Annotated in this window: 22 protein-coding genes; 9 read left to right on the top strand and 13 right to left on the bottom strand. The window is 56.4% G+C overall.

The features are described from left to right. Positions 1-56: 56 nt before the first annotated feature. The 4 genes from C1J02_RS20630 to C1J02_RS20650 form a co-directional block, all read right to left on the bottom strand. Positions 57-941 carry an endonuclease/exonuclease/phosphatase family protein gene (locus C1J02_RS20630; RefSeq protein ID WP_114880761.1) on the bottom strand — a complete coding sequence of 295 codons (885 nt, stop codon included), beginning with the start codon at positions 939-941 and terminating at the stop codon, positions 57-59. Between the two features lie 386 nt (positions 942-1,327). Further along, positions 1,328-1,819: a dual specificity protein phosphatase family protein gene (locus C1J02_RS20640; protein WP_114880244.1), complete on the bottom strand. Its 492-nt coding sequence runs from the start codon at positions 1,817-1,819 to the stop codon at positions 1,328-1,330. A 3-nt stretch (positions 1,820-1,822) separates the two neighbouring features. Continuing rightward, on the bottom strand, positions 1,823-2,998 hold the full coding sequence (gene rlmN, locus C1J02_RS20645; RefSeq protein ID WP_114880245.1) for a 23S rRNA (adenine(2503)-C(2))-methyltransferase RlmN: 1,176 nt from the start codon (positions 2,996-2,998) through the stop codon (positions 1,823-1,825). A 111-nt stretch (positions 2,999-3,109) separates the two neighbouring features. Further along, the gene (locus C1J02_RS20650) at positions 3,110-3,640 is read right to left on the bottom strand and encodes an invasion associated locus B family protein (RefSeq protein WP_114880246.1); all 531 of its coding nucleotides are present in this window, start codon (positions 3,638-3,640) and stop codon (positions 3,110-3,112) included. A 191-nt stretch (positions 3,641-3,831) separates the two neighbouring features. On the opposite strand from C1J02_RS20650, the gene C1J02_RS20655 reads away from it, so the two are divergent. Next, on the top strand, positions 3,832-4,812 hold the full coding sequence (locus C1J02_RS20655) for an asparaginase (RefSeq protein ID WP_114880247.1): 981 nt from the start codon (positions 3,832-3,834) through the stop codon (positions 4,810-4,812). A gap of 18 nt (positions 4,813-4,830) precedes the next feature. On the opposite strand, the gene C1J02_RS20660 is transcribed toward C1J02_RS20655, so the two are convergent. The 4 genes from C1J02_RS20660 to serB all read right to left on the bottom strand — a co-directional run bounded on the left by C1J02_RS20660 (position 4,831) and on the right by serB (position 6,931). Continuing rightward, positions 4,831-5,145: a YciI family protein gene (locus C1J02_RS20660; RefSeq protein ID WP_114880248.1), complete on the bottom strand. Its 315-nt coding sequence runs from the start codon at positions 5,143-5,145 to the stop codon at positions 4,831-4,833. A 29-nt stretch (positions 5,146-5,174) separates the two neighbouring features. Beyond that, positions 5,175-5,603 carry an SRPBCC domain-containing protein gene (locus C1J02_RS20665; RefSeq protein ID WP_114880249.1) on the bottom strand — a complete coding sequence of 143 codons (429 nt, stop codon included), beginning with the start codon at positions 5,601-5,603 and terminating at the stop codon, positions 5,175-5,177. Continuing rightward, a complete protein-coding gene (locus C1J02_RS20670) occupies positions 5,596-5,928 on the bottom strand; it encodes a helix-turn-helix transcriptional regulator (RefSeq protein WP_114880250.1) in 333 nt (110 codons plus the stop codon). Before C1J02_RS20670 ends, C1J02_RS20665 begins: the two co-directional genes overlap by 8 nt. A 127-nt stretch (positions 5,929-6,055) precedes the next feature. Then, positions 6,056-6,931: a phosphoserine phosphatase SerB gene (gene serB, locus C1J02_RS20675; RefSeq protein ID WP_114880251.1), complete on the bottom strand. Its 876-nt coding sequence runs from the start codon at positions 6,929-6,931 to the stop codon at positions 6,056-6,058. Between the two features lie 158 nt (positions 6,932-7,089). Between serB and C1J02_RS20680 the strand changes: the two genes are divergently transcribed. Genes C1J02_RS20680 through C1J02_RS20690 form a run of 3 tightly spaced genes read left to right on the top strand, consistent with a single transcriptional unit; the run spans position 7,090 to position 10,688 of the window. Next, complete coding sequence (locus C1J02_RS20680) at positions 7,090-8,232, top strand: phosphoserine transaminase (protein ID WP_114880252.1); 1,143 nt, start codon at positions 7,090-7,092, stop codon at positions 8,230-8,232. A gap of 59 nt (positions 8,233-8,291) precedes the next feature. Then, positions 8,292-9,887: a phosphoglycerate dehydrogenase gene (gene serA / locus C1J02_RS20685; protein WP_114880253.1), complete on the top strand. Its 1,596-nt coding sequence runs from the start codon at positions 8,292-8,294 to the stop codon at positions 9,885-9,887. Between the two features lie 54 nt (positions 9,888-9,941). Further along, positions 9,942-10,688, top strand: a complete 747-nt coding sequence (locus tag C1J02_RS20690; protein WP_114880254.1) for a metallophosphoesterase family protein — start codon at positions 9,942-9,944, stop codon at positions 10,686-10,688. 64 nt (positions 10,689-10,752) lie between these two features. Here the strand turns inward: C1J02_RS20690 and C1J02_RS20695 are convergent, their stop codons facing one another. Genes C1J02_RS20695 through C1J02_RS20705 form a run of 3 tightly spaced genes read right to left on the bottom strand, consistent with a single transcriptional unit; the run spans position 10,753 to position 14,012 of the window. Continuing rightward, positions 10,753-11,739 carry a phosphatase domain-containing protein gene (locus C1J02_RS20695; protein ID WP_114880255.1) on the bottom strand — a complete coding sequence of 329 codons (987 nt, stop codon included), beginning with the start codon at positions 11,737-11,739 and terminating at the stop codon, positions 10,753-10,755. Between the two features lie 48 nt (positions 11,740-11,787). Continuing rightward, positions 11,788-12,828, bottom strand: coding sequence for an L-threonine 3-dehydrogenase (tdh, locus tag C1J02_RS20700; RefSeq protein WP_114880762.1), 1,041 nt, complete (start codon positions 12,826-12,828; stop codon positions 11,788-11,790). Next, positions 12,825-14,012: a glycine C-acetyltransferase gene (locus C1J02_RS20705; protein ID WP_114880256.1), complete on the bottom strand. Its 1,188-nt coding sequence runs from the start codon at positions 14,010-14,012 to the stop codon at positions 12,825-12,827. The genes tdh and C1J02_RS20705 overlap by 4 nt, the downstream gene beginning before the upstream one ends. Before the next feature lie 180 nt (positions 14,013-14,192). Here C1J02_RS20705 and C1J02_RS20710 point away from each other — a divergent pair, with 180 nt between their 5' ends. Then, positions 14,193-15,371: an acetyl-CoA C-acyltransferase family protein gene (locus C1J02_RS20710; protein WP_114880257.1), complete on the top strand. Its 1,179-nt coding sequence runs from the start codon at positions 14,193-14,195 to the stop codon at positions 15,369-15,371. On the opposite strand, the gene ubiB is transcribed toward C1J02_RS20710, so the two are convergent. Both ubiB and ubiE read right to left on the bottom strand, forming a co-directional pair. Beyond that, positions 15,368-16,900, bottom strand: coding sequence for a 2-polyprenylphenol 6-hydroxylase (gene ubiB / locus C1J02_RS20715; RefSeq protein ID WP_114880258.1), 1,533 nt, complete (start codon positions 16,898-16,900; stop codon positions 15,368-15,370). The two genes, C1J02_RS20710 and ubiB, sit on opposite strands and share 4 nt — an antisense overlap. Position 16,901: 1 nt before the next feature. Then, on the bottom strand, positions 16,902-17,648 hold the full coding sequence (gene ubiE, locus C1J02_RS20720; RefSeq protein WP_114880259.1) for a bifunctional demethylmenaquinone methyltransferase/2-methoxy-6-polyprenyl-1,4-benzoquinol methylase UbiE: 747 nt from the start codon (positions 17,646-17,648) through the stop codon (positions 16,902-16,904). A gap of 91 nt (positions 17,649-17,739) precedes the next feature. Here ubiE and C1J02_RS20725 point away from each other — a divergent pair, with 91 nt between their 5' ends. From C1J02_RS20725 to rpsT, 4 genes are all read left to right on the top strand, one after another. Further along, positions 17,740-18,354, top strand: coding sequence for a hypothetical protein (locus C1J02_RS20725; protein ID WP_114880260.1), 615 nt, complete (start codon positions 17,740-17,742; stop codon positions 18,352-18,354). Further along, the gene (mutM, locus tag C1J02_RS20730) at positions 18,354-19,205 is read left to right on the top strand and encodes a bifunctional DNA-formamidopyrimidine glycosylase/DNA-(apurinic or apyrimidinic site) lyase (RefSeq protein WP_114880261.1); all 852 of its coding nucleotides are present in this window, start codon (positions 18,354-18,356) and stop codon (positions 19,203-19,205) included. The genes C1J02_RS20725 and mutM overlap by 1 nt, the downstream gene beginning before the upstream one ends. A 64-nt stretch (positions 19,206-19,269) precedes the next feature. Next, positions 19,270-20,046 carry an enoyl-CoA hydratase gene (locus tag C1J02_RS20735; protein ID WP_114880262.1) on the top strand — a complete coding sequence of 259 codons (777 nt, stop codon included), beginning with the start codon at positions 19,270-19,272 and terminating at the stop codon, positions 20,044-20,046. 152 nt (positions 20,047-20,198) lie between these two features. Beyond that, positions 20,199-20,462 carry a 30S ribosomal protein S20 gene (rpsT, locus tag C1J02_RS20740; RefSeq protein ID WP_114880263.1) on the top strand — a complete coding sequence of 88 codons (264 nt, stop codon included), beginning with the start codon at positions 20,199-20,201 and terminating at the stop codon, positions 20,460-20,462. The last annotated feature ends 539 nt before the right edge of the window (positions 20,463-21,001 follow it).

Raw genomic sequence — 21,001 nt, forward strand, 5'->3', positions numbered from 1 at the left:
TCAGCCATCGCGCTGAAACCGTCCGCCGAGACGGTCGAAAGTCTCGCAGAAAACGGTTAGCTTAAATCCAGTTCGACAAACATCGGGTGATGGTCCGATGCGGTCTCATCGTTATCGACCCGCACGCTTTGCACGCGCGAGGCCAGCATTCCGCCGACAAAACAATGATCCAGTTGCCGTTTTTGAAGCTTTCCGCCGATCTCTTTGACATGGGTATGAAGCGCCTGCGCAGGGTGACCTGCGGCAATAGCGGCATCGACGAAACCATCATGATACGCGACGTTTTCATGATATGGTGCGTCGCCGACGATGCGGAGATATTCCGCACTGCCCGGTTCTGAATTGAAATCGCCCATCCAAATGGCGGCCAATGGGCAATCCGGCTCGGTTTCACCCTGCGTCCAGTTCCGGTGGGGTTCATAGTCAACACCACTCCAGGGGCCACCCTCAAAAGGGATGCGGCGGTGGCGTTCCAGCAAAAATTCTATCTGATCAAGCCGCTCTTCCACACCGATATGGGCAAGGTGAACCGACAAGAAACGAATTGGCCCCCATGCGGTTCGGACCATACATTCCAGTGCCGCGTTTTGAGTATTGAGCGGGTTAAGGACGCGGCGCATTGGCAGCAGGTGAAGGCGGGACCAGACAATTGGCGTCCGCGACAGTATCATTGTTCCAAACTGCCGGCGTCGGTTGATCACACGTCCTTGGCCAACGGTGCTGGCATCCATGTCAAATGCAGGGCCATAGACGTAGTGGTACTCTGGCAAAAGCTTGGACAGAATTTCCGGCTGATCATCAAAGCCTGTGCGCGCCCAGTTCCGCTCAACTTCCTGCAAAGCGATAATGTCAGCGCCGTCAATAACATCTGCGATGCGACCCAGATCATAACGTCCATCCACGCCAAAGCCATATTGAATATTGTAAGTAACCAGTCTCATGTGAATTTCCCGCCATGCGTATCGCAGTATTGAAAGCGCAATGCGCGCCTCTGCAAGGGTGCTTTGTATATTTTCACATTCAATGGACCATAGGTCAGGGACCAAATGCATGGATGCACCTGATCTATACAGTGCAAATCAGACACGTAGTGGGGAAGCTGACTTTGACGTCTTGTACAAATCACAGAACGTCCTGACGCGAGCGTCGGGCGACATTGGCCCCTTCTCGTCAATATCCTCTGGCAACCTGGCAATCAGCCCTTGGGTTTCGCACTTGTTTCCGCATCAGGAAATGGTCTGACAGACTGACCTCACATCGACGAAATCTCAGATTGCGCGGCGCTTCAGAGTGTCAGAATACACGTTTTGTTCGATCTTACCTGATGTCACGGTCTGATGCGTTGTTCATATTCTGCGATGAACCTGCCCTGTTCCATCGTATCAGGGATCAAAGCACCCCGTGCACGGGCAATTTGCTTTATGGCCAGCCCGCTATCACTGCCCAGCGCGACGAGCGTTGCCGCCGTTACCATGCCAGAACGGCCGATGCCCGCACGGCAATGCACCGCGACAAATTTTCCATCCAGCAGCATATCCGCAATGCGCCGGACCAGCGGGTCAAAAACCAAAATTTCGGGCAGGCCAAAATCCTTGATGGGGGACGAGATGAACGCAAGGCCCGCGCCTTCACAGGCCACACGTTCCGCCGCAAGCCCCAACATCTCGGCCTCTTTGAGCGCCAGCATGGAGACCACCGTATCAACCCCTTGGGCCCGATAGGCCTTGATGTCGCTGTGCAGGTCATCCCCATTCGGGCAGGGCATGATGAAGAGGCTTCCGGGCAGGTCCGCCGCGACAAGGTAGATTTCAGGCGTCACGGCTCACCGGGTCACCCCTGCCTCTGCCTCAATCTGCTTGCGTGATTTGCGTGCACGCTCCGTGGCTGATTTCAGCTGACCACAGGCCGCCATGATGTCCTCGCCGCGTGGCTTGCGGACCGGGCTGGCATAACCCGCTTTATAGATAATTTCCGAAAATGCCCGAATGCGGTTGTTCGACGACCGCTTATAGGGCGCGCCGGGCCATTCGTTGAACGGGATCAGGTTGATCTTGGCCGGGATCCCACGGATCAGATCGACCAACCGGTGCGCATCTGCATCGCTGTCGTTCACCCCGTCCAGCATGACATATTCGAATGTGATCCGTTCCGAATTGCTGACTTTGGGGTACTCGCGCAGGGCGCTCAGCAGTTCCGCGATGTTCCAGCGTTTGTTGATCGGGACCAGCGTATCGCGGACCTCATCGGTTGTTGCATGGAACGACACTGCCAACTGGCACCCGATCTCCTGAGCCGTGCGCGCAATCTCAGGAACCACGCCAGATGTGCTGAGCGTGATCCGGCGGCGCGACAATTGTATGCCCTCAGGGTCCATCGCGATTTTCATCGCATCGCGCACATTTTCAAAATTATAAAGCGGCTCGCCCATGCCCATCAGCACAATGTTGGACAGCAACCGCGCCTCATAGGTCCGCGTGCCGGTTTGGGGCCATTCATCCAGATCGTCCCGTGCCACCATCACCTGACCAATGATTTCTGCCGCCGTCAGGTTACGGACCAATTTTTGGGTGCCGGTATGACAGAAAGAACAGGTCAGCGTACAACCCACCTGACTTGAGACACAAAGAGTACCACGCCCGTCTTCGGGGATATAGACAACCTCAACCTCGTGACCGCCCGCGATCTGCACCAAATACTTGCGCGTGCCATCCTCGCTCACTTGTTTGGTCACGACGTCGGGTACGGCAATGACAAAGTTCTCAGCCAATTCGGCCCGAAACGACTTGGACAGGTTGGTCATGGCCTCAAAATCGCGCACGCCCCACTGATAGATCCATTGCCAGATCTGTCCGACCCGCATCTTGGCCTGCTTTTCCGGCGTGCCCATCGCAATCAACGCATCGCGCATTGCATCGCGGGTCATCCCGACAAGGTTCGCAGGCCCTTCCGGCAATTTGCGCGGGATGGTGTGAACGTCTTGGGTTATGGGCGCGGACATAAGCGATTCTCCAACGAGCGGCGATGTGCCTCTATATAGGGTTTGGCCACCAAATCAAAAGCAAACAGCCCCGCAAGTGCAGGGCTGCTTTGCCAGTTTTTCAAAAAAGGATCAGCCGCCGCAGCGTTTGGCCGCATCTTCCACAGCTGCCGTGAACCCCAGCAATGAAAAGCTGTCCTTGGTCTGTGTGCCCCGACCGGACCGGCCCGTCAGGATTGCATCAGAACCGCGCTTCATCGCTGTGATGATCTTGTTGTCGTCCTCGGCGGTCGCAGGCCATGCCCATTCGCCTTCGGTGAACAATTCAAACGTGTTGCCTGAGATGTTCATGTTGACGGTCGACCCAGACGCAAAAGGATAGCCGCCGGTAAAGGCCACCTGACCTTTGGCACCGGCCGAGGGACGGTAAAATACCATCAACAACGTCTGACCCCGGTTCACTGCAACCACGCGCCCATCGCGTGAGTTCACAGTTTCCTTGGGCGTCGAAACACCCCAGCATTCCGTCGGATTGTCCTCGACAAAAACGCTCCAATCGGTCTTTGCCGCAACTCTGTTGTTACTCTGTTCCTGCGCCGAAACGCCGCTTGCCAAAAGCGCGGCAACACCTGTTGCCAACCCCAGCGATTTCAAAATTCCCATCTTTACAGCCTCCAGCCGTCCTTAACCTCAATCTTTGTCCCAAACACCCGTCGGCAACCCTTATCATGGTTGTTCTCTTGCAAGTGCCTGTATTCTTTCCGACAACAATCATAATAACGTCAAACACGCGACCAGCGAAAGCCTGATTGGCAGGTTTTCGCCCACAAAAAGCGCAATAGAAGGAACAATTCATGGTCAATCCAGCCCCTTTCACCGAAATCTGGCGTGGCCCCTTCCTTGAAAGCGTTCATTCCGGGCATGCGGTCATCTGTGATGACACCGGTCAAATCGTCCAGGCATGGGGAAATCCTGATGCAGTGGTCCTGCCACGATCATCCTCAAAGATGATTCAAGCGCTGCCTCTGATCACTTCCGGTGCCGCAGATAAGGCAGGTCTTGGCACCGAACATTTGGCCCTGGCCTGCGCGTCACATCAGGGGGACAAGATCCACACGGACCGTGTCGGCACCTGGCTCAAGACGCTGGGTCTGGGGGACGATGATTTCCGCTGCGGTGCTCATATTCCGTATTCCCGCGCGGCCGATGTGGCCCTGATCAAATCAGACGAAAGCCCCTGCCAGATCCACAACAATTGCTCTGGCAAACATGCCGGGTTTCTGACCCTTAATCAGCACCTTGGGGGCGATGCTGACTATGTTGACATTAAACACCCCGTACAACGCGCCTGTCTCGACGCGTTCGAAACCGTGACGCAAGAAACCTCACCGGGCTATGGCATCGACGGCTGTTCCGCCCCTAACCACGCCAGCACCCTGCACGGCATGGCCCGCGCCATGGCCCATTTCGCAGCAGCACCCGAAGGGTCCGCCGAAGCACGGCTGCATCAGGCGATGCGCCTGCACCCCGAACTGGTCGCGGGCGAAACCCGCGCCTGCACTGAACTGATGCGCGCCATGGACGGCAAAGTTGCCCTGAAAACAGGGGCCGAAGGGTATTTTACCGCCATTCTGCCAGAGCGCAAACTTGGCATCGCCCTCAAGGCCGCCTGCGGCACCACCCGCGCCGCTGAATGTGCGATCACCGCCCTGCTGGTCAGATTGGGCGCGCTGGATGCCTATCACCCTGCCGCACTCAAGCGGATGAATGCGCCGATCACAAACTGCCGTGGCATTCAGACAGGCATGATCAAACCGGCGGCAGGCCTGATGTAATCACGGGCCCGTTTGGGGTTACATTTCGACGATAGGCGCGACCTCTGCGGTCCCGGTTCCGTCCGCAACCATTGGACATCCAGCCGCCATTTTGCAGGCCTCGTCGATATCCGCCGCCCTTACGATGGTGAACCCGGATAACGGGTTTGAACCGCCATTGTCTTCGACACCCTTGGCGCTGACCGTCTTGGACATGCCAACCGGATTGCCTGGGTTCACCATCTTGTCACCAAGGCCCTTCATCCAGGCCTCCCATGCGGCCATGGCTTTGGCCCCTTCCTCCGGTGTCTCAGGCATGGCACCACCATGATAGGCAAACATGAATTCTGGCATGATCTTCTCCTCTGCTGGGTTTGAAATTCTCAACCAAGAAACCGCGCAAGCCGGGTTAGCGGCCCGTTCCACCCTGCCGAATGGCGCGCAGCCACTTCCTCGGTAGGCAGTTCACGGTGATCAATGATCAACTTTGAGCCAATCCCGGTTTCGACCACGGTAAATGTCACATGGCTTTCCGCACCGCGCTGGTCGCCATCGTCATGCCAACCCCAGGTGAACCCGATACTGTGACCTTGATCGACCCGCGTCACCTGCCCGGACATCTTGAACCGATTGCCCTCGCCGCTCAACATCACGGCGTACCACGGGCCAGGCTTACTGAAATCAAGCTGTTCTTCGGGCAAGGTCATCCCGTCATGCCCCCACCATTGGATCAGCATGGCATGCGATGAAATCACTTCGAACAACCGCGCCGGACTGGCCGCAAATTCGCGTTCAAGCCGGATGTCAGCCATCCTCTGTCCCCCCGTCCTGCGCCAATAGCGCATCAAGCCGGTCAAGCCCCGCTTCCCAAAACGCACGATGCGAAATGGTCCAGTCTGAAATAGCCTTCAGCGCATCAGGCTGAACCGAATAATACCGCTTCGTCCCCGCCACACGCTGTTGAATGACCCCTGCCTTGCGCAGAACCTTCAGGTGCCGCGACACGGCCGGTGCCGTCATCTCTACATGCGCCACCAGATCACCCGCAGCCAATTCGCCCTGCGCCATGAGCCGCTCTACCACCGCAAGACGGGTCCGGTCAGACAGCGCGGCAAAGGTGGCAGCAAGCTGGGTCATATCTATAATTTAACAATATTGTTAATTAAGTAAAGACCGAAATTCCACGACCCCTTGCCCCAGCTTCTTTTCGCCAAAAATACTCCAGGGGGGTCTGGGGGCCTGCAGCCCCCAGCCGGTCGCCGCGTCACGCGGCGAACTCGGCCTTGCGATACCCCTGTACAAACAACAACGCTGTCAAATCACCGAAATTGATCCGCACATCACATTCCGCCGCGACCACCGGCTTGGCATGCAGCGCCACACCCAATCCGGCCCGGTGCAACATGCCCAGATCGTTTGCCCCGTCACCCACGGCGATGACATCGGATTCCTGTATTCCCAATCTTTTCGTGATTTCGGCCAAGGCATCCACCTTGGCCTGTTTGCCAAGGATCGGCAGTCCAACTTCGCCCGTCAAAAAGCCGTCTGACACCAACAAGGTATTGGCCCGGTTTTCATGAAACCCCAACTCCGCCGCGACCTGCGCGGTGAACGCGGTGAACCCGCCAGAAACCAGCGCCGCATGGCTGCCCTGGGCCTTCATGGTCGCCAACAGGGCTTTGCCCCCCGGCATCAGGGTGATCCGCTCGGCCAACACCTTGTCGATCACACCCACGTCCAGCCCCGCCAGCAGACCCACACGTTCGCGCAGCGCACCGTCAAAATCCAGCTCGCCGTTCATCGCCCTTGCCGTGATGTCCTTGACGCGGGGCCCGACGCCCGCCTCATCCGCCAGTTCGTCAATACATTCCTGCTGGATCATTGTGCTGTCCATGTCCGCCAAAAGCATCTTTTTTCGGCGTCCCTCGGTGGGCATCACCACCATATCAACACCGATCGCCTGACAGTCTTTCCAAACCTCCCACCGGTTGCCGGGCACCTGGTCAACGACAAATTCAGCGGCCTCGTCAGGGGCCAACCAGATGGCATCGCCCCCGCCCCAGGCGTTGCGCAGGCTTTCGACCAGCGCCGGGTCGAGGGCCGCGTTCATTGGGGAGGTAAGCAAAACAACGGTAAACATCAGCAAGGTTTCCTATCCGCGCCAAAGATGTCGCAAAAAATGACTGAAGCGGCGTTCTAGCTGCGTTTTGCCGCTTGTGCCAGACCACGCGCGCCCGTATCTCCATCAGCGGGACACCCTTCCCCAACGAAGGGCATTTATCTGTAAGGATAGCAGACATGAGCACGACACTTCCGGCCACGCGGCCGGCAAATCCGCGTTTTTCTTCTGGCCCTTGTGCCAAAATCCCCACATTTGATCTCAACAAGCTCAGCGACGCACCCTTGGGCCGCAGCCACCGTGCCGCCCCCGGCAAGGCCAAGCTGCTTGAGGCGATTGAAACCACCCGCGACATCCTCGGCGTACCGACAGATTACCGCATTGGCATTGTGCCGGCGTCCGACACAGGCGCGTTTGAGATGGCAATGTGGTCAATGCTGGGCGAACGTCCTGCTGAAATGGTCGCATGGGAAAGCTTTGGCGCAGGCTGGGTCACAGATGTGATCAAACAGCTTAAGATCGACGCACAGGTGCACACCGCTGAGTATGGCGACATCGTCGATATGGCGGCGCTGAACTATGACAATGACGTTTGTTTTACATGGAACGGCACCACCTCCGGCGTGCGCATGGCAACGGGCGATACAATCCCGGCGAACCGTGAGGGCCTGACGCTCTGTGATGCGACATCGGCTGCCTTTGCGATGGACCTGCCGTGGGACAAACTGGATGTGACAACCTTCTCCTGGCAAAAGGTGTTGGGCGGTGAAGCGGCGCATGGCATGCTGATCCTGTCGCCCCGCGCGGTTGAGCGGCTCGAAACCTATACCCCCGCATGGCCCCTGCCCAAGATTTTCCGTCTGACCAAAGGCGGCAAACTGATCGAAGGCATCTTCAAGGGTGAGACCATCAACACGCCTTCGATGCTCTGCGTTGAGGATTACCTTGTCGCCTTGGACTGGGCCAAATCCGTAGGCGGCCTGAAGGGATTGATCGCGCGCGCAGATGCCAATGCCAAAGCGATTGCCGACTTTGTCGCGGATCACGATTGGATCGATTTTCTGGCAACGGATCCAGCGACCCGCTCCAATACATCCGTGTGCCTGAAGTTCACAGATGACCGCATCGCCGACGGGACCGCCTTTGCCAAAGCGGTTGCAAAGCGGCTGGCGGATGAGAACGTCGCGCTTGATATCGGCGCTTACCGTGACGCGCCTCCGGGTCTTCGCATCTGGTGTGGCGGGACTGTGGAAACCTCAGATATCGCCGCGATGCTGCCTTGGCTGGCATGGGCATTCGAGACCGAGATTAACGCGGGCTGAGCGAACCTCACATACCGACGCAATACCGACGTAATACCGACATTCAAAAGGACCAAAAAATGGCCCCCAAAGTACTCATCTCCGACAAACTCAGCGCCGCTGCCGTACAGATTTTCAAAGACCGCGGCATCGACGTCGACTTCCAGCCTGACTTGGGTAAGGACAAGGACAAGCTGGCCGAAGTGATCGGCAACTACGATGGCCTCGCCATCCGTTCCGCCACCAAAGTGACCGAAAAGATTCTCGCCAATGCGCCAAACCTCAAGGTGATTGGCCGCGCGGGAATTGGCACTGATAACATCGACAAAGACGCCGCATCCAAAAAGGGTGTGATCGTCATGAACACACCTTTTGGCAATATGATCACCACCGCCGAACACGCCATCGCGATGATGTTTGCCGTCGCCCGCCAAATTCCCGAAGCCTCTGCATCGACCCACGCTGGCAAGTGGGAAAAGTCGAAATTTATGGGGGTTGAACTGACCGGAAAAACCCTTGGTGTGATTGGCGCAGGCAACATTGGCGGTATCGTCTGTGACCGCGCCCGCGGCCTTAAAATGAAGGTTATCGCCTATGATCCTTTCCTCGGCGAAGAAAAAGCCGAGAAAATGGGTGTCGAAAAGGTCACACTTGACGCGTTGCTTGAGCGCGCTGATTTCATCACGCTGCATGTCCCGTTTACCGATCAAACCGCCAACATCCTCAGCCGTGAGGCCCTTGAGAAAACCAAGAAAGGCGTGCGGATTATCAACTGCGCCCGTGGCGGTCTGGTGGACGAACAGGCGCTCGCGGATCTTTTGAAATCTGGCCATGTTGCTGGGGCAGCTTTCGATGTCTTTGCGGTAGAGCCCGCAACCGAGAACCCGCTTTTCAATTTGCCAAACGTTGTCTGCACCCCCCATTTGGGCGCGGCCACGACCGAAGCACAAGAAAATGTGGCCCTGCAGGTCGCTGACCAAATGTCTGACTATCTGCTGACAGGTGCCGTGAGCAACGCACTCAACATGCCGTCGGTGACGGCAGAAGAAGCCAAGGTCATGGGTCCATGGCTCAAGCTGTCAGGGCATCTTGGCGCATTCATCGGGCAGATGACGGATGAGCCGATCAAAGCGATCAACATCCTTTATGATGGCTGCGTCGCTGAGATGAACCTCAACGCCCTGAATTGCGGTGTGGTCGCGGGTATCATGAAACGGGCCAACCCGGATGTGAACATGGTCAGCGCACCCGTTGTTGCCCGCGAGAAAGGCATCCAGATCAGCACGACCAATCAAGATAAGTCTGGTGTTTTTGACGGCTACATCAAGGTGACAGTGGTGACAGACAAGCGTGAAAGGTCGATTGCCGGGACTGTCTTTTCGGACGGCAAGCCACGGTTCATCCAGATCAAAGGCATCCAGATCGACGCCGAAGTAGGCGAACATATGCTTTATACCACCAACGAGGACGTGCCCGGCATCATCGGGACCTTGGGTCAGACAATGGGCGAGAACGGCGTGAACATCGCCAACTTTACCCTTGGCCGCGCCGCTGTGAAGGGCGAGGCGATTGCCCTGCTTTATGTCGATGCAGAGGTTCCCGCGCCGGTCATAAAGAAACTGCAGGACACCGGCATGTTTACCCAGGTCAAACCACTGCAATTCGACGTGGCCTGACCCGGACAGCGATGTTAAACAACCTGCGTTCGCCCCCGGTGGGGCGGGCGCAACATGAGGAACGTTCCCATCTCACAGCCCCTTTATGCCATCGGCGACATTCATGGTCAGCTGGCCGAGCTTCACCGCGTGCTGGACCTCATCGAGAAAGATGGCGGCAAGGATGCGCAAATCATCTTTCTGGGCGATTATACCGACCGAGGGCCGGACAGCCGCGGCGTCATGGATCTGTTGGTCGAGGGACAGGCAAAATCGCGCAACTGGACCTTTCTTAAGGGCAACCACGACCGCATGTTCGAATGGTTCATGCAAAAGCCATTGCGCAATGATCCTTATCTGATGGTTGAACTTTATTGGCTGCATCAGCGGCTGGGCGGCGACACGACGATGCAATCCTACGGCGTTGACGCCTTCAGAGGCCGCCGTAACAAAGACGTGCAGGCCGAAGCGCTTGCCGTGGTCCCGCAAAGCCATCTGGATTTTCTCGCAGGACTGGAGTTGTCATACCAGACCAAAGATCTGTTTCTTGTCCATGCCGGAATTGTCCCCGGTGTCCCCCTGAGCAAACAGAAAGAAGAAAACCTGCTTTGGATCAGGCAGGAGTTTCATAAACATGAAAAACCACATCCCAAGCTGATCGTGCATGGTCATACGCCCATCGATCATCCAACCCACTATGGCAATCGCGTCAACCTGGATACCGGCGCGGGTTATGGCGAACCCCTGACTGCTGCGGTTTTTGAGGGGGTTAAGTGTTGGGCTTTGACTGCTTCGGGGCGCATGCCGCTCGCACCGGAATAACCGGATCCCAAGACAGCATGCCCTTGCCGCGCGCAGACACATTCTTTCCCCCGATGACGCTGACCTAGATCGCGATAATCTTTTCTGCAAAACCCGTAAAATCCGGCGCATGATACAATGCTGTTCCTGATGCTGCGATCTCCTTCATCGCGGCAGCGCTTTTGGCGTCTGGCCCCGGCCCCGGTTCGCGTAGCACAACCGCGCGGATGCGTCCGGGATGACGGGCAATGGCATCGCGGTAAACGAAGGCGTCGTGCTGCCCTGTGTCGCCCACCAAGACGAATGTCAGGTCAGGATTGGCGGCCATCAGAATATCAATGCTGCCGCCTTTGTGGTCGCCGTGGGTGCCAGTTATGAATTGTGTCTTACTCAGCCCCAGATCCCGCAAGAACATCGGTCCGCGTGTCAGCCCTGCGCGTTCGAATATTCCGGTCAGGAAATGATGAAGGTTCCAAGGGCTGGAGCTGACGTAATAGACCGGATTGCGGCCGCTGTCGGACAGCGCCGCGATAAACCTGACCGCGTCGGGGAAAATGCGGCGGGTCAGCAGATTGCCGGTCAGCGAGGTCCAAAGGTTGCGTACCAGTGAATAGGCCCCCGTTTCCAACATCGTATCATCAACGTCAGAAATCACCGCAAACTCTGCATCTTGACGTGTTGCCAGCACAGGACAGGTGGTCACGCCTGTCCGACCCTCGATTGACGTTTCGATATCGATCCAGCCCTCAGCGGTCCAACGCGGAAGCATCAGGCTGAAATAGCCTTCATCGTCTGTCAGGGCTGTGACGCCCTGGGCCGACACCTCGACACCAGCCACTTCATCGGTCAAAAACAGCGACACCATCTGACGAAAATTGACCCAAACCGATTGTGTGGGCAGCGGCTTGTTTCGTCTAAGTGCCGCAAGCACCCGTCCGCGAACCACCAAATTGTCAGGAGTCGCGTAGCCGATATAGGGTTCAATGATGCGCCGTTTATCGTTCTGGCCGCGCAAACGGTCCAATATGTACTCTGTGCGCCAGGCAAAAGAATGAATAATGCGTTTGATCATGGTCCCTAACGCGGCAGAACCTCAGATGGTTCATCTGTCGGATCAGACTTACGTCCAGTCCAGAACAACTTTGCCCGATTGTCCCGATTTCATCGCAGCAAACCCAGCCTCAAAATCATCGACCGCAAAACGGTGGGTAATGATCTTGGACACATCCAAACCATTCTCAAGCATGGCAATCATCTTGTACCAGGTTTCAAAAATCTCGCGCCCATAGACACCTTTGATTGTGATGGCTTTGAACACGATCGCGCTCCAGTCGACGGGTGATTTGCCGGGCGGAATACCCAACATCGCAATACGGCCGCCCATGGTCATCGCATCCACCATTTGATCCAATGCGCGCTGGTTGCCGGACATTTCCAATCCGACGTCAAAGCCCTGTTTCATCTTCAGCTTTGGGAACACATCGCGCAGTTCCTCAGAGGCGACATTGACGGGGATCACGTCCGTCACCTTCTCAGCCAGCGCAAGGCGGTCGGGATTCACATCCGTAATCACCACATGCCGCGCGCCCACGTGCCGCGCCACTGCAGCAGCCATGATGCCAATCGGCCCGGCACCGGTGATCAAAACATCTTCGCCCACCAGATCAAAACTTAGCGCGGTGTGCACGGCGTTGCCCAAGGGATCAAGGATCGCACCGATGTCATCGGAAATTTCATCTGGCAAGGGCACCACATTAAACGCGGGTAGCTTCAGATATTGCGCAAAGGCCCCTTGTTCATTGACGCCAATGCCCCGTGTGGCCGGGTCGAGGTGAAATTTGCCTGCGCGGCTCTGACGGGATTTTTTTCCGATCAGATGTCCTTCGCCGGAACACCGCTGGCCAATCTCCAGCCCTTCGACATTGCGGCCCAATTCAACAATCTGACCCGCAAATTCATGCCCGGTAATCATCGGAACAGGCACTGTTTTCTTGGCCCACTCGTCCCAGTTCCAGATGTGAATATCCGTCCCGCAAATACCGGTCTTGTTGATCTTGATCAGCACGTCGTCGGGGCCGATTTCCGGCACCGGCGCTTGGACCATCCACAATCCCTCGCGGGCGTGCAGCTTTGACAGTGCTTTCATTTCGTTGGTCGTCATTTCAACACCCCACATGCTTTGCCAGCCACCTCAAACGCTTTTAACGCTCGGTCCAATTCATCCCGGTTCAATGCCGCGTTCATTTGCGTTCTGATCCGGGCTTGTCCGCGCGGCACCACCGGAAAGAAAAACCCGCTGACATAAACGCCTTCTTCAAACAGTCGCGCAGCCATATCCTGCGCCAACTGTGCCTCACCCAGCATGACAGGCACAATCGGGTGTTCGCCGGGCAACAGGTCAAACCCAAGTGCCTCCAGACCCGCACGCCAATATTTGGTGTTCTCAAACAACCGTGTCCGCAGGTCGTCGCCCTGTTCAACCAGTTCCAACGCTTTGATGCCCGCCATCACAATCGACGGCGGCAGGGAGTTTGAAAACAAATAGGGCCGCGCCCGTTGGCGCAGCAGATCAATCACCGGCTGCGGCCCCGCGATATATCCACCGATTGCACCGCCCAGCGCCTTGCCCAATGTCCCGGTCAGGATATCCACGTCAACACCGTGATGGGCTGGGGTGCCTTCGCCCTTGGGCCCCAGGAACCCGGTTGAGTGGCAATCGTCCACCATCACCAGCGCTTCATATTTCTCGGCCAGCGCAACAATCTCGGGCAGTTTGGCCAGATAGCCATCCATGCTGAATACCCCATCCGTCGCAATCAGGGTAAACCGCGCGCCGTCATCGCGGGCCTTGATAAGCTGCGCTTCCAGATCATCCATATCGCTGTTGGCATAGCGATACCGCTTGGCCTTACAAAGGCGGATACCGTCAATGATCGACGCGTGGTTTAGTGCGTCAGACACAATCGCGTCTTCGGGTCCAAAAAGCGGTTCAAACAGCCCGCCGTTGGCGTCAAAACAGGCCGCAAACAGGATCGAATCGTCTTTGCCGAGGAAGGCCGCCAACTTTTGTTCCAACTCGCGGTGGATGTCCTGCGTCCCACAGATAAAGCGGACGGAGGCCATTCCAAAACCGCGGGGGTCCATCGCGGCTTTGGCGGCTTTGATAAGCTCAGGGTGATCCGCCAACCCAAGGTAATTGTTTGCGCAAAGGTTGATCACGTCCCGATCCCCGACGGTGATCTCACCGCCTTGGGGCGAAGTGATCAGACGCTCACGCTTCATCATCCCTTCGGCTTCGATTCCGGCGAGGGTTTCAGTGATGTGGCTGAGATAGGTTTGGGTCATGAATCACACTCCTTGGTGCGGGGGATCTAGCATGCCGGACAGATTTCCGAAATAGAGGAAATTGTCTTGTATGACGGATTTTTGACAAATCCAGATACCAGCACCTGGATTGACGGGACGTTTGGGCTGACTTCTTCTGCTTGGCATCGCATAGTCTATGAATAGCAACAGGAGATCACCATGACCAAAGATATCGTTATTCTGGGTGGCGCGCGTACGGCCATTGGTACATTCGGCGGTGCGCTTGCGGGTACACCCCCGACGGATCTTGGTACAGCCGTTGCCCGCGAGGCGATGGCGCGGGCCGGTGTTGATCCGGCACAGATCGGGCATGTGGTCTTTGGCAATGTCATCAACACAGAGCCGCGCGACATGTATCTCAGCCGCGTCGCCGCACGGCAGGCAGGTGTCCCGGATGAAGTGCCCGCAATGAATGTGAACCGTTTGTGTGGATCCGGCGTTCAGGCCATCGTATCGGCCGTTCAGAACCTCATGCTGGGTGATGCGGACTTTGCCTTGGCAGGGGGGGCGGAAAACATGTCTCGGTCGCCCTACATCATGCCAGATGCGCGGTGGGGTCAGAAAATGGGCGATGTGCGCACGCTCGACATGATGCTGGGTACGCTGAACTGTCCATTTGGCACGGGTCACATGGGGGTAACGGCGGAAAATGTTGCGGCAGAGCATGGCATCAGCCGTGCGGATCAGGACGCCTTTGCGCTGGAAAGCCAGAACCGCGCTGCTGCAGCGATTGAGGCGGGATATTTCAAGGAACAGATCGTGCCTGTTGAGGTGCGTGTGAAACGGGACATGGTGCCGTTTGATACCGACGAACACCCCAAAACCACCACGATTGACGCATTGGCCGGCTTGCGCACGGTTTTCCAAAAGGACGGGACCGTCACGGCTGGGAATGCCAGCGGCATCAACGACGGTGCCGCAGCTTTGGTGCTGGCAACGTCGGATGCTGCAGAAAAAGCGGGCCTGAAACCCCGCGCCCGCATCATTGGCTATGCGCATGCGGGCGTCCGCCCGGAGGTGATGGGCATCGGGCCGGTGCCAGCCGTGCAAAATCTGCTGTCCAGAACAGGCCTGACCGTCGATGATTTTGATGTGATCGAAAGCAACGAAGCTTTTGCATCGCAAGCCTGTGCCGTCACCAAAAACCTTGGATTTGACCCGGCCCGCGTCAACCCGAATGGTGGTGCCATTGCGCTTGGCCATCCGGTGGGGGCGACCGGGGCGATCATCACGGTCAAGGCGCTTTATGAATTGGAGCGGACCGGCGGCAAACGCGCGTTGATCACCATGTGCATTGGCGGCGGACAGGGCATCGCCCTTGCGATTGAGCGTCTTTAACCGATCCGGTCCAGCACCATCACCACCACAGCCCCAAAGGTCGCGCCGATCATCAGCGACAATGCGACCCAACGCCAGAAGGGGCGGTGCTTGGGCAAGGCTTCATTGCTTTGCCGCAGCAGTGCGCTTTCAACCAGGCCAGGCAAACGTGGACCAAACCGTGCCAATACCATGGCCGTGCTTTTCAGATCGGTCAGAATGGCCCGTGGGCCGATCGATTTGGTGATATAATCCGTGACGATGGGGCTTGCGACTTCCCAAATGTTGATATGCGGGTTGAGAGACCGCGCAACCCCTTCGACCACCACCATTGTGCGTTGCAACAAGATCAGTTCGGTCCGGGTTTCCATGCCAAATCTCTCTGTCACTTCAAAGAGATAGCTTAGCAAGCGTGCCATCGAAATATGCGTCGCGTCCATGCCAAAGATCGGCTCACCTACTGCGCGTAATGCGCGGGCGAATTCATCAACATCTTTGTCGGCTGGCACATATCCGGCCTCAAAGTGGACTTTTGCAACGCGCATGTAATCGCGACGGATAAACCCATAGAGGATCTCGGCGTAGACCCGGCGCGTGTATTCGTCGATGTGGCCCATGATCCCGAAATCATAGGCAATAATATCGCCGTTTGCCGCGACTTTCATGTTGCCCTGATGCATATCCGCGTGGAAATACCCGTCGCGCAGCGCGTGATTCAGGAACAGGTGTAGTACCCGTTTCGACAGGTCAACGCGGTCATGCCCAGCCGCATCAATTGCGGCGTTGTCCCCCATCGCGGCCCCATCGGCCCAGCCCAACGTCATCACCCGCCGCGCTGAGTGGTTCCACTTGATGTCCGGCAGTTGAAAGCCTTCGTCGTTCTTGGTGTTGGCCGCAAATTCCGAAGCCGCAGCACTTTCCAGTCTCAGATCGAGCTCGCCGCGCACCACACCGTCAAAGTGTTCAATCACTTCCGTCGGGCGCAGGCGGCGCGAGCCGGGTGAGAAAACCTCGACCATCCGGGCGGCAAGGTAAAAGGCATCCACGTCCTTGCGAAACGCGCGCTCAATGCCGGGGCGCAGAACTTTTACAGCGACCTCTTCGCCTGAATCAATCAACCGCGCTTTGTGAACCTGCGCAATCGACGCCGCCGCAACGGATTCGCTGAATTCGGAGAAGATGGCAGAAACCGGTTCGCCCAGTTCACGCTCGACCTCCGCCTTCGCTTCTTCGATAGAAAAAGGCGGCAGTTTGTCCTGTAGCACCCGCAGCTGAACGGCCAGTTCGTCGCCAACAACATCAGGTCGGGTCGAAAGCACCTGTCCAAACTTGATGTATGCGGGACCAAGTGCCGTTAACGCGCGCGTCGCGGGCGGCATTGTCGGATCGCCTTTGTAGCCCAACCATTTGAATGGCAGGCCCAGCCCCCGTGCAACAAAACGCAGCGCCGGTGTTGCCTCAAACGCATCAAGCACGACATTCATCGCCCCGGTGCGTTCCAGTGTTGCGCCAGTGCGGATCAGACGCCAAATATTGTGCGGGCCGCGCATATTACAGCTTCCAACCCGAATGCAGTGCGGCAATACCCATCGTCATATTACGATACTTCGCTTGCTCAAAACCTGCATCACGCACCATGCTCAAAAAGGTTTCCTGATCTGGAAAGTTCCGTATGGATTCAACCAGATATTGATAGCTGTCACGGTCATTCGCGATCATCTGACCCATGCGGGGGATCACATTAAAGCTATATAGATCATAGGCTTTTTGCATCATCGGGTTCGGCAGTTGGCTGAATTCAAGAACCATCAGACGTCCACCGGGCCGTAGCACACGAAACGCTTCGTTCAGCGCTTCTTGCGGCCTGGTCACATTTCGGATGCCAAAGCTGATTGTGTAAACGTCAAAGGTGTTATCGGCGAACGGCAATGCCATTGCATCGCCCACGACCCAATCCAGACTGTCTGAGAGGCTGTCAGCTTCGGCGCGCTGGCGGCCCTCAACAAGCATCTGTTCGGTCAGATCAAGCACGGTTGCATGGCCACTGCCCGCGCGCTTGAGGAATTTGAAGGAAACATCCCCAGTACCGCCCGCAACATCCAAAAGCTTTTGACCTGCGCGCGGCGCAAGCCAATCCATCATCGCCTCTTTCCAGATGCGGTGAATGCCGACACTCATCACATCATTCATGATGTCATATTTGCTGGCCACATCGCCAAACAGCGATTTGACCTTGCCCGCCTTTTCGCTTTCCAGAACGGTCTGGGCACCAAAATGCGTTGTCTTATCCGTGTCCATGACACCTTCCTGCCTCACTGTGGTCCATTTGGGGTTATATTGCCCAGCGCCAAGAAACAAATCCTCATTATGACGCAGGGGCTAGAACAATATGGGCTTTCTGACATGGATTGTTCTTTTTGGAATGTCGGTTGGGGCGCTTGCGATCCTCACTGTGATCGTTGTGACGCATATTCGTCGGCGCATCTCCTGCAATCGCTCGTATCCTGACATCAAATTGACCGAGACGGGCCGCATGGGCATTGTCAATTTGGATCCTGTCACCAGCAGGATCGCAAATATCGGCATGGATAGGCCAGTGCACATGACACTTGGTACTGTTGTGATGCGGCCAACACAGGGTTTGCGCATCATCAGCCTTGGCTCGGGCGGGTTTATTCTGTTCTGTCTCTGGGGCTGCACGATCTTTCAACCGATGCTCAGCGGTTTGGGGGCCATCATGATGACGGCGATAATTTTTTACACGGTGATGTACATTTCTGCCTATGAGGCGCGGTATGATGACCAAGGCATCACTGCACCCAACTGGCTGTTTCAGCAAAAGCATTATGCCTGGGAGGATTTCATCACCATCCGCGACAATGGGCATTACCTCTACGTCCTGAAATTTGCCGACGGAAAGATGTCCTTGCAGAAACACCTTGTCGGCATCCACACCTTCCTTACATTCATGTCAGATCTAGAGGACATGAACGTCAGGACCTGATGCCCGAACTTCCCGAAGTAGAAACAGTCCGTTGCGGATTGGCCCCCGTCATGGAAAATGCCGTGATTGCGCGCGCTGATGTGAACCGGCCAGACCTGCGCTGGCCGTTCCCTGAACGCATGGCTGAACGCCTGAACGGGCAAAAGGTTGAGCGGCTGCGCAGACGTTCCAAATATATTCTGGCCGATCTGGCGTCAGGAGAATCATTGCTGATCCATCTGGGCATGTCAGGGCGTATGCTGATTTCTGGCGATCCGCTGGGAAAATTTGTCCACGATCACCCCAGCCCTGAAAAACACGACCATGTTGTTTTTCACATGTCCAATGGCGCGCGGATCACCTTTAACGACCCCCGTCGCTTTGGTGCGATGGACCTGATGGACACGGCCACAGCGGATCAGCACAAACTGCTTGCTGTTTTGGGGCCAGAACCGCTTGGCAACGACTTTCACGAGGCGCATTTGATTGCGGCGCTCAAGGGACGGAACATGCCAATCAAATCGGCGCTGCTGGATCAGCGCATTATTGCGGGGTTGGGAAATATCTATGTCTGTGAAACGCTTTACCGCGCAGGCATCAGCCCTGCCCGCAAGGCCGGACGCATTTCAGCGGGGCGGGTCGCCGCTTTGGTCCCGATCATTCGACAGGTATTGTCAGAGGCGATCGAGGCGGGGGGATCATCGTTGCGGGATTTTCGACAGGCGGATGGCGAACTGGGCTACTTCCAACACCGTTTCGATGTCTATGGACGTGAGGGCCAGGCATGCCGAACACCAGACTGCGGCAATGTCATAGGACGTATCGTGCAATCAGGGCGCTCGTCCTTCTATTGCCCGACATGTCAAAGATGACTTGAAACGGGGTGAACCCGTGATATGCACAACGGTCTGAGCGCAACAAACGAGAGCATACTTGATGGCTTATGAAACAATCATCGTAGACGTGGACAACCACGTGGCCCTGATCACCCTGAACAGGCCTGACGCGCTGAATGCGCTGAATGACCAGTTGATGACGGAATTGGCTGCCGCTTTGAAAGCTGCTCAGGAAAATGAAAAGGTGCGTTGCATCGTCATTACCGGATCTGAAAAGGCGTTTGCCGCCGGGGCAGACATTGCGATGATGCGTGACAAGACATTTGTCGAAGCGTTCACGGGCGACCTCTTTACCCCCGAAACGGATCAGATCATGCGCGTTCGCAAGCCGATCATTGCGGCAGTATCAGGTTATGCGCTGGGCGGTGGGTGCGAACTGGCGATGATGTGCGACTTTATAATCTGCTCAGAGACCGCAAAATTTGGTCAACCCGAGATCAATCTTGGCGTGGTCGCGGGCATTGGTGGCACGCAGCGGCTGACACGGCTGGTCGGCAAATCCAAAGCGATGGATATGAACCTGACGGGTCGGTTCATGGACGCAACCGAAGCAGAGCGTTCAGGGCTGGTTTCGCGCGTTGTACCTGTCAAGAAGCTGATGGATGAGGCGTTGGGTGCAGCAGGCAAGATCGCTGAAAAATCCATGGTTGCCGTGATGGTTGTCAAAGAGGCCGTTAATCGCGCCTATGAGGTGCCCCTGCGCGAGGGCCTGTTGTTTGAACGTCGCGCGTTCCATGCGCTCTTTGCGACCGAGGATCAAAAAGAAGGCATGTCCGCCTTCCTTGAAAAGCGCGAAGCACAGTTTCGCGACAAATAATCTATGGTTTGCAAACCCGGGCGGCTTGGACTATAGCCCGCACCATACATGCGCGTGCAGCCCGCTCTGGCTAGAATCACCTTACCGGACATCCGGCACGGGTTTGGCGTCACGCGCCAGAATCGAAATTATGAACCCGAAGGTTGAGACTCATGGCAAATACACCACAATCCAAAAAGCGCGCGCGCCAGAACGAAAAGCGTTTTGCGGTCAACAAAGCACGTCGTTCGCGCATCCGCACCTATCTGCGCAAAGTAGAAGAAGCGATCGAATCTGGTGACAAAGATGCATCAGTTGCAGCGCTGAAAGCTGCCCAGCCAGAGCTTATGCGTGGTGTTACCAAGGGCGTTTTCCACAAAAACACAGCGTCACGGAAAATGTCGCGTTTGTCGGCACGGGTCAAAGCGCTGGCATAACGGCGGCGATCACCGATCTGTTATCGGCTAATCAGTTGATAAAAAAGGCGGCGCACTGCGTCGCCTTTTTCGTTTGGTACGGAGTCTCAAAATTGGCAGATAGATTCTTTTCCAAGAAACACCGAGTCAAGTTTGAAGATGTGTTGTAGGCGACCCAGACAACTTGCTACCAAGGGAGTGCGATTCAGGTCGCATGGGGGACAGGCTTCGGTCTCAAACACACGCGAAAGCGTACTATGTTTGATTTTGGGGGCGTGTGGACGGACATACAAAAAGTCCGCCTTTCGGTTTGCAGATGATGCTGCCAGCACATTTGCCCTGTTGTGTATTTGAGTCGCGGACGACCATGTCCGGCATCCTGCGCCAATCCCTTCTTTGGGATGTAAGCTGCTGATATGGTCATTCTGAATAGGTCCAAAGGACGGATGGTCGGGTGCCTAATGGACCCGGGCTGATGACCTTTGTGTGAAGAAAAGTACTTTTGCACACTGGAGTGTCTGCCAGTTGCAATGAACGGAAGAAGCGGGACCAGGTGGATT

This window comes from Sulfitobacter sp. SK011, assembly GCF_003352065.1.
GTDB lineage: Bacteria > Pseudomonadota > Alphaproteobacteria > Rhodobacterales > Rhodobacteraceae > Sulfitobacter.

Coding starts and splice junctions, on each gene's coding strand:
- C1J02_RS20660 (WP_114880248.1), bottom strand. CDS start 5,145: ATGCCAGAATTCATGTTTGCCTATCATGGTGGTGCCATGCCTGAGACA.
- C1J02_RS20705 (WP_114880256.1), bottom strand. CDS start 14,012: ATGACCCAAACCTATCTCAGCCACATCACTGAAACCCTCGCCGGAATC.
- serB (WP_114880251.1), bottom strand. CDS start 6,931: ATGTTTACCGTTGTTTTGCTTACCTCCCCAATGAACGCGGCCCTCGAC.
- mutM (WP_114880261.1), top strand. CDS start 18,354: ATGCCCGAACTTCCCGAAGTAGAAACAGTCCGTTGCGGATTGGCCCCC.
- C1J02_RS20725 (WP_114880260.1), top strand. CDS start 17,740: ATGGGCTTTCTGACATGGATTGTTCTTTTTGGAATGTCGGTTGGGGCG.
- C1J02_RS20655 (WP_114880247.1), top strand. CDS start 3,832: ATGGTCAATCCAGCCCCTTTCACCGAAATCTGGCGTGGCCCCTTCCTT.
- rpsT (WP_114880263.1), top strand. CDS start 20,199: ATGGCAAATACACCACAATCCAAAAAGCGCGCGCGCCAGAACGAAAAG.
- C1J02_RS20650 (WP_114880246.1), bottom strand. CDS start 3,640: ATGGGAATTTTGAAATCGCTGGGGTTGGCAACAGGTGTTGCCGCGCTT.
- ubiE (WP_114880259.1), bottom strand. CDS start 17,648: ATGGACACGGATAAGACAACGCATTTTGGTGCCCAGACCGTTCTGGAA.
- C1J02_RS20690 (WP_114880254.1), top strand. CDS start 9,942: ATGAGGAACGTTCCCATCTCACAGCCCCTTTATGCCATCGGCGACATT.
- C1J02_RS20665 (WP_114880249.1), bottom strand. CDS start 5,603: ATGGCTGACATCCGGCTTGAACGCGAATTTGCGGCCAGTCCGGCGCGG.
- C1J02_RS20630 (WP_114880761.1), bottom strand. CDS start 941: ATGAGACTGGTTACTTACAATATTCAATATGGCTTTGGCGTGGATGGA.
- tdh (WP_114880762.1), bottom strand. CDS start 12,828: ATGACGACCAACGAAATGAAAGCACTGTCAAAGCTGCACGCCCGCGAG.
- ubiB (WP_114880258.1), bottom strand. CDS start 16,900: ATGCGCGGCCCGCACAATATTTGGCGTCTGATCCGCACTGGCGCAACA.
- C1J02_RS20695 (WP_114880255.1), bottom strand. CDS start 11,739: ATGATCAAACGCATTATTCATTCTTTTGCCTGGCGCACAGAGTACATA.
- C1J02_RS20670 (WP_114880250.1), bottom strand. CDS start 5,928: ATGACCCAGCTTGCTGCCACCTTTGCCGCGCTGTCTGACCGGACCCGT.
- C1J02_RS20680 (WP_114880252.1), top strand. CDS start 7,090: ATGAGCACGACACTTCCGGCCACGCGGCCGGCAAATCCGCGTTTTTCT.
- C1J02_RS20710 (WP_114880257.1), top strand. CDS start 14,193: ATGACCAAAGATATCGTTATTCTGGGTGGCGCGCGTACGGCCATTGGT.
- rlmN (WP_114880245.1), bottom strand. CDS start 2,998: ATGTCCGCGCCCATAACCCAAGACGTTCACACCATCCCGCGCAAATTG.
- C1J02_RS20735 (WP_114880262.1), top strand. CDS start 19,270: ATGGCTTATGAAACAATCATCGTAGACGTGGACAACCACGTGGCCCTG.
- serA (WP_114880253.1), top strand. CDS start 8,292: ATGGCCCCCAAAGTACTCATCTCCGACAAACTCAGCGCCGCTGCCGTA.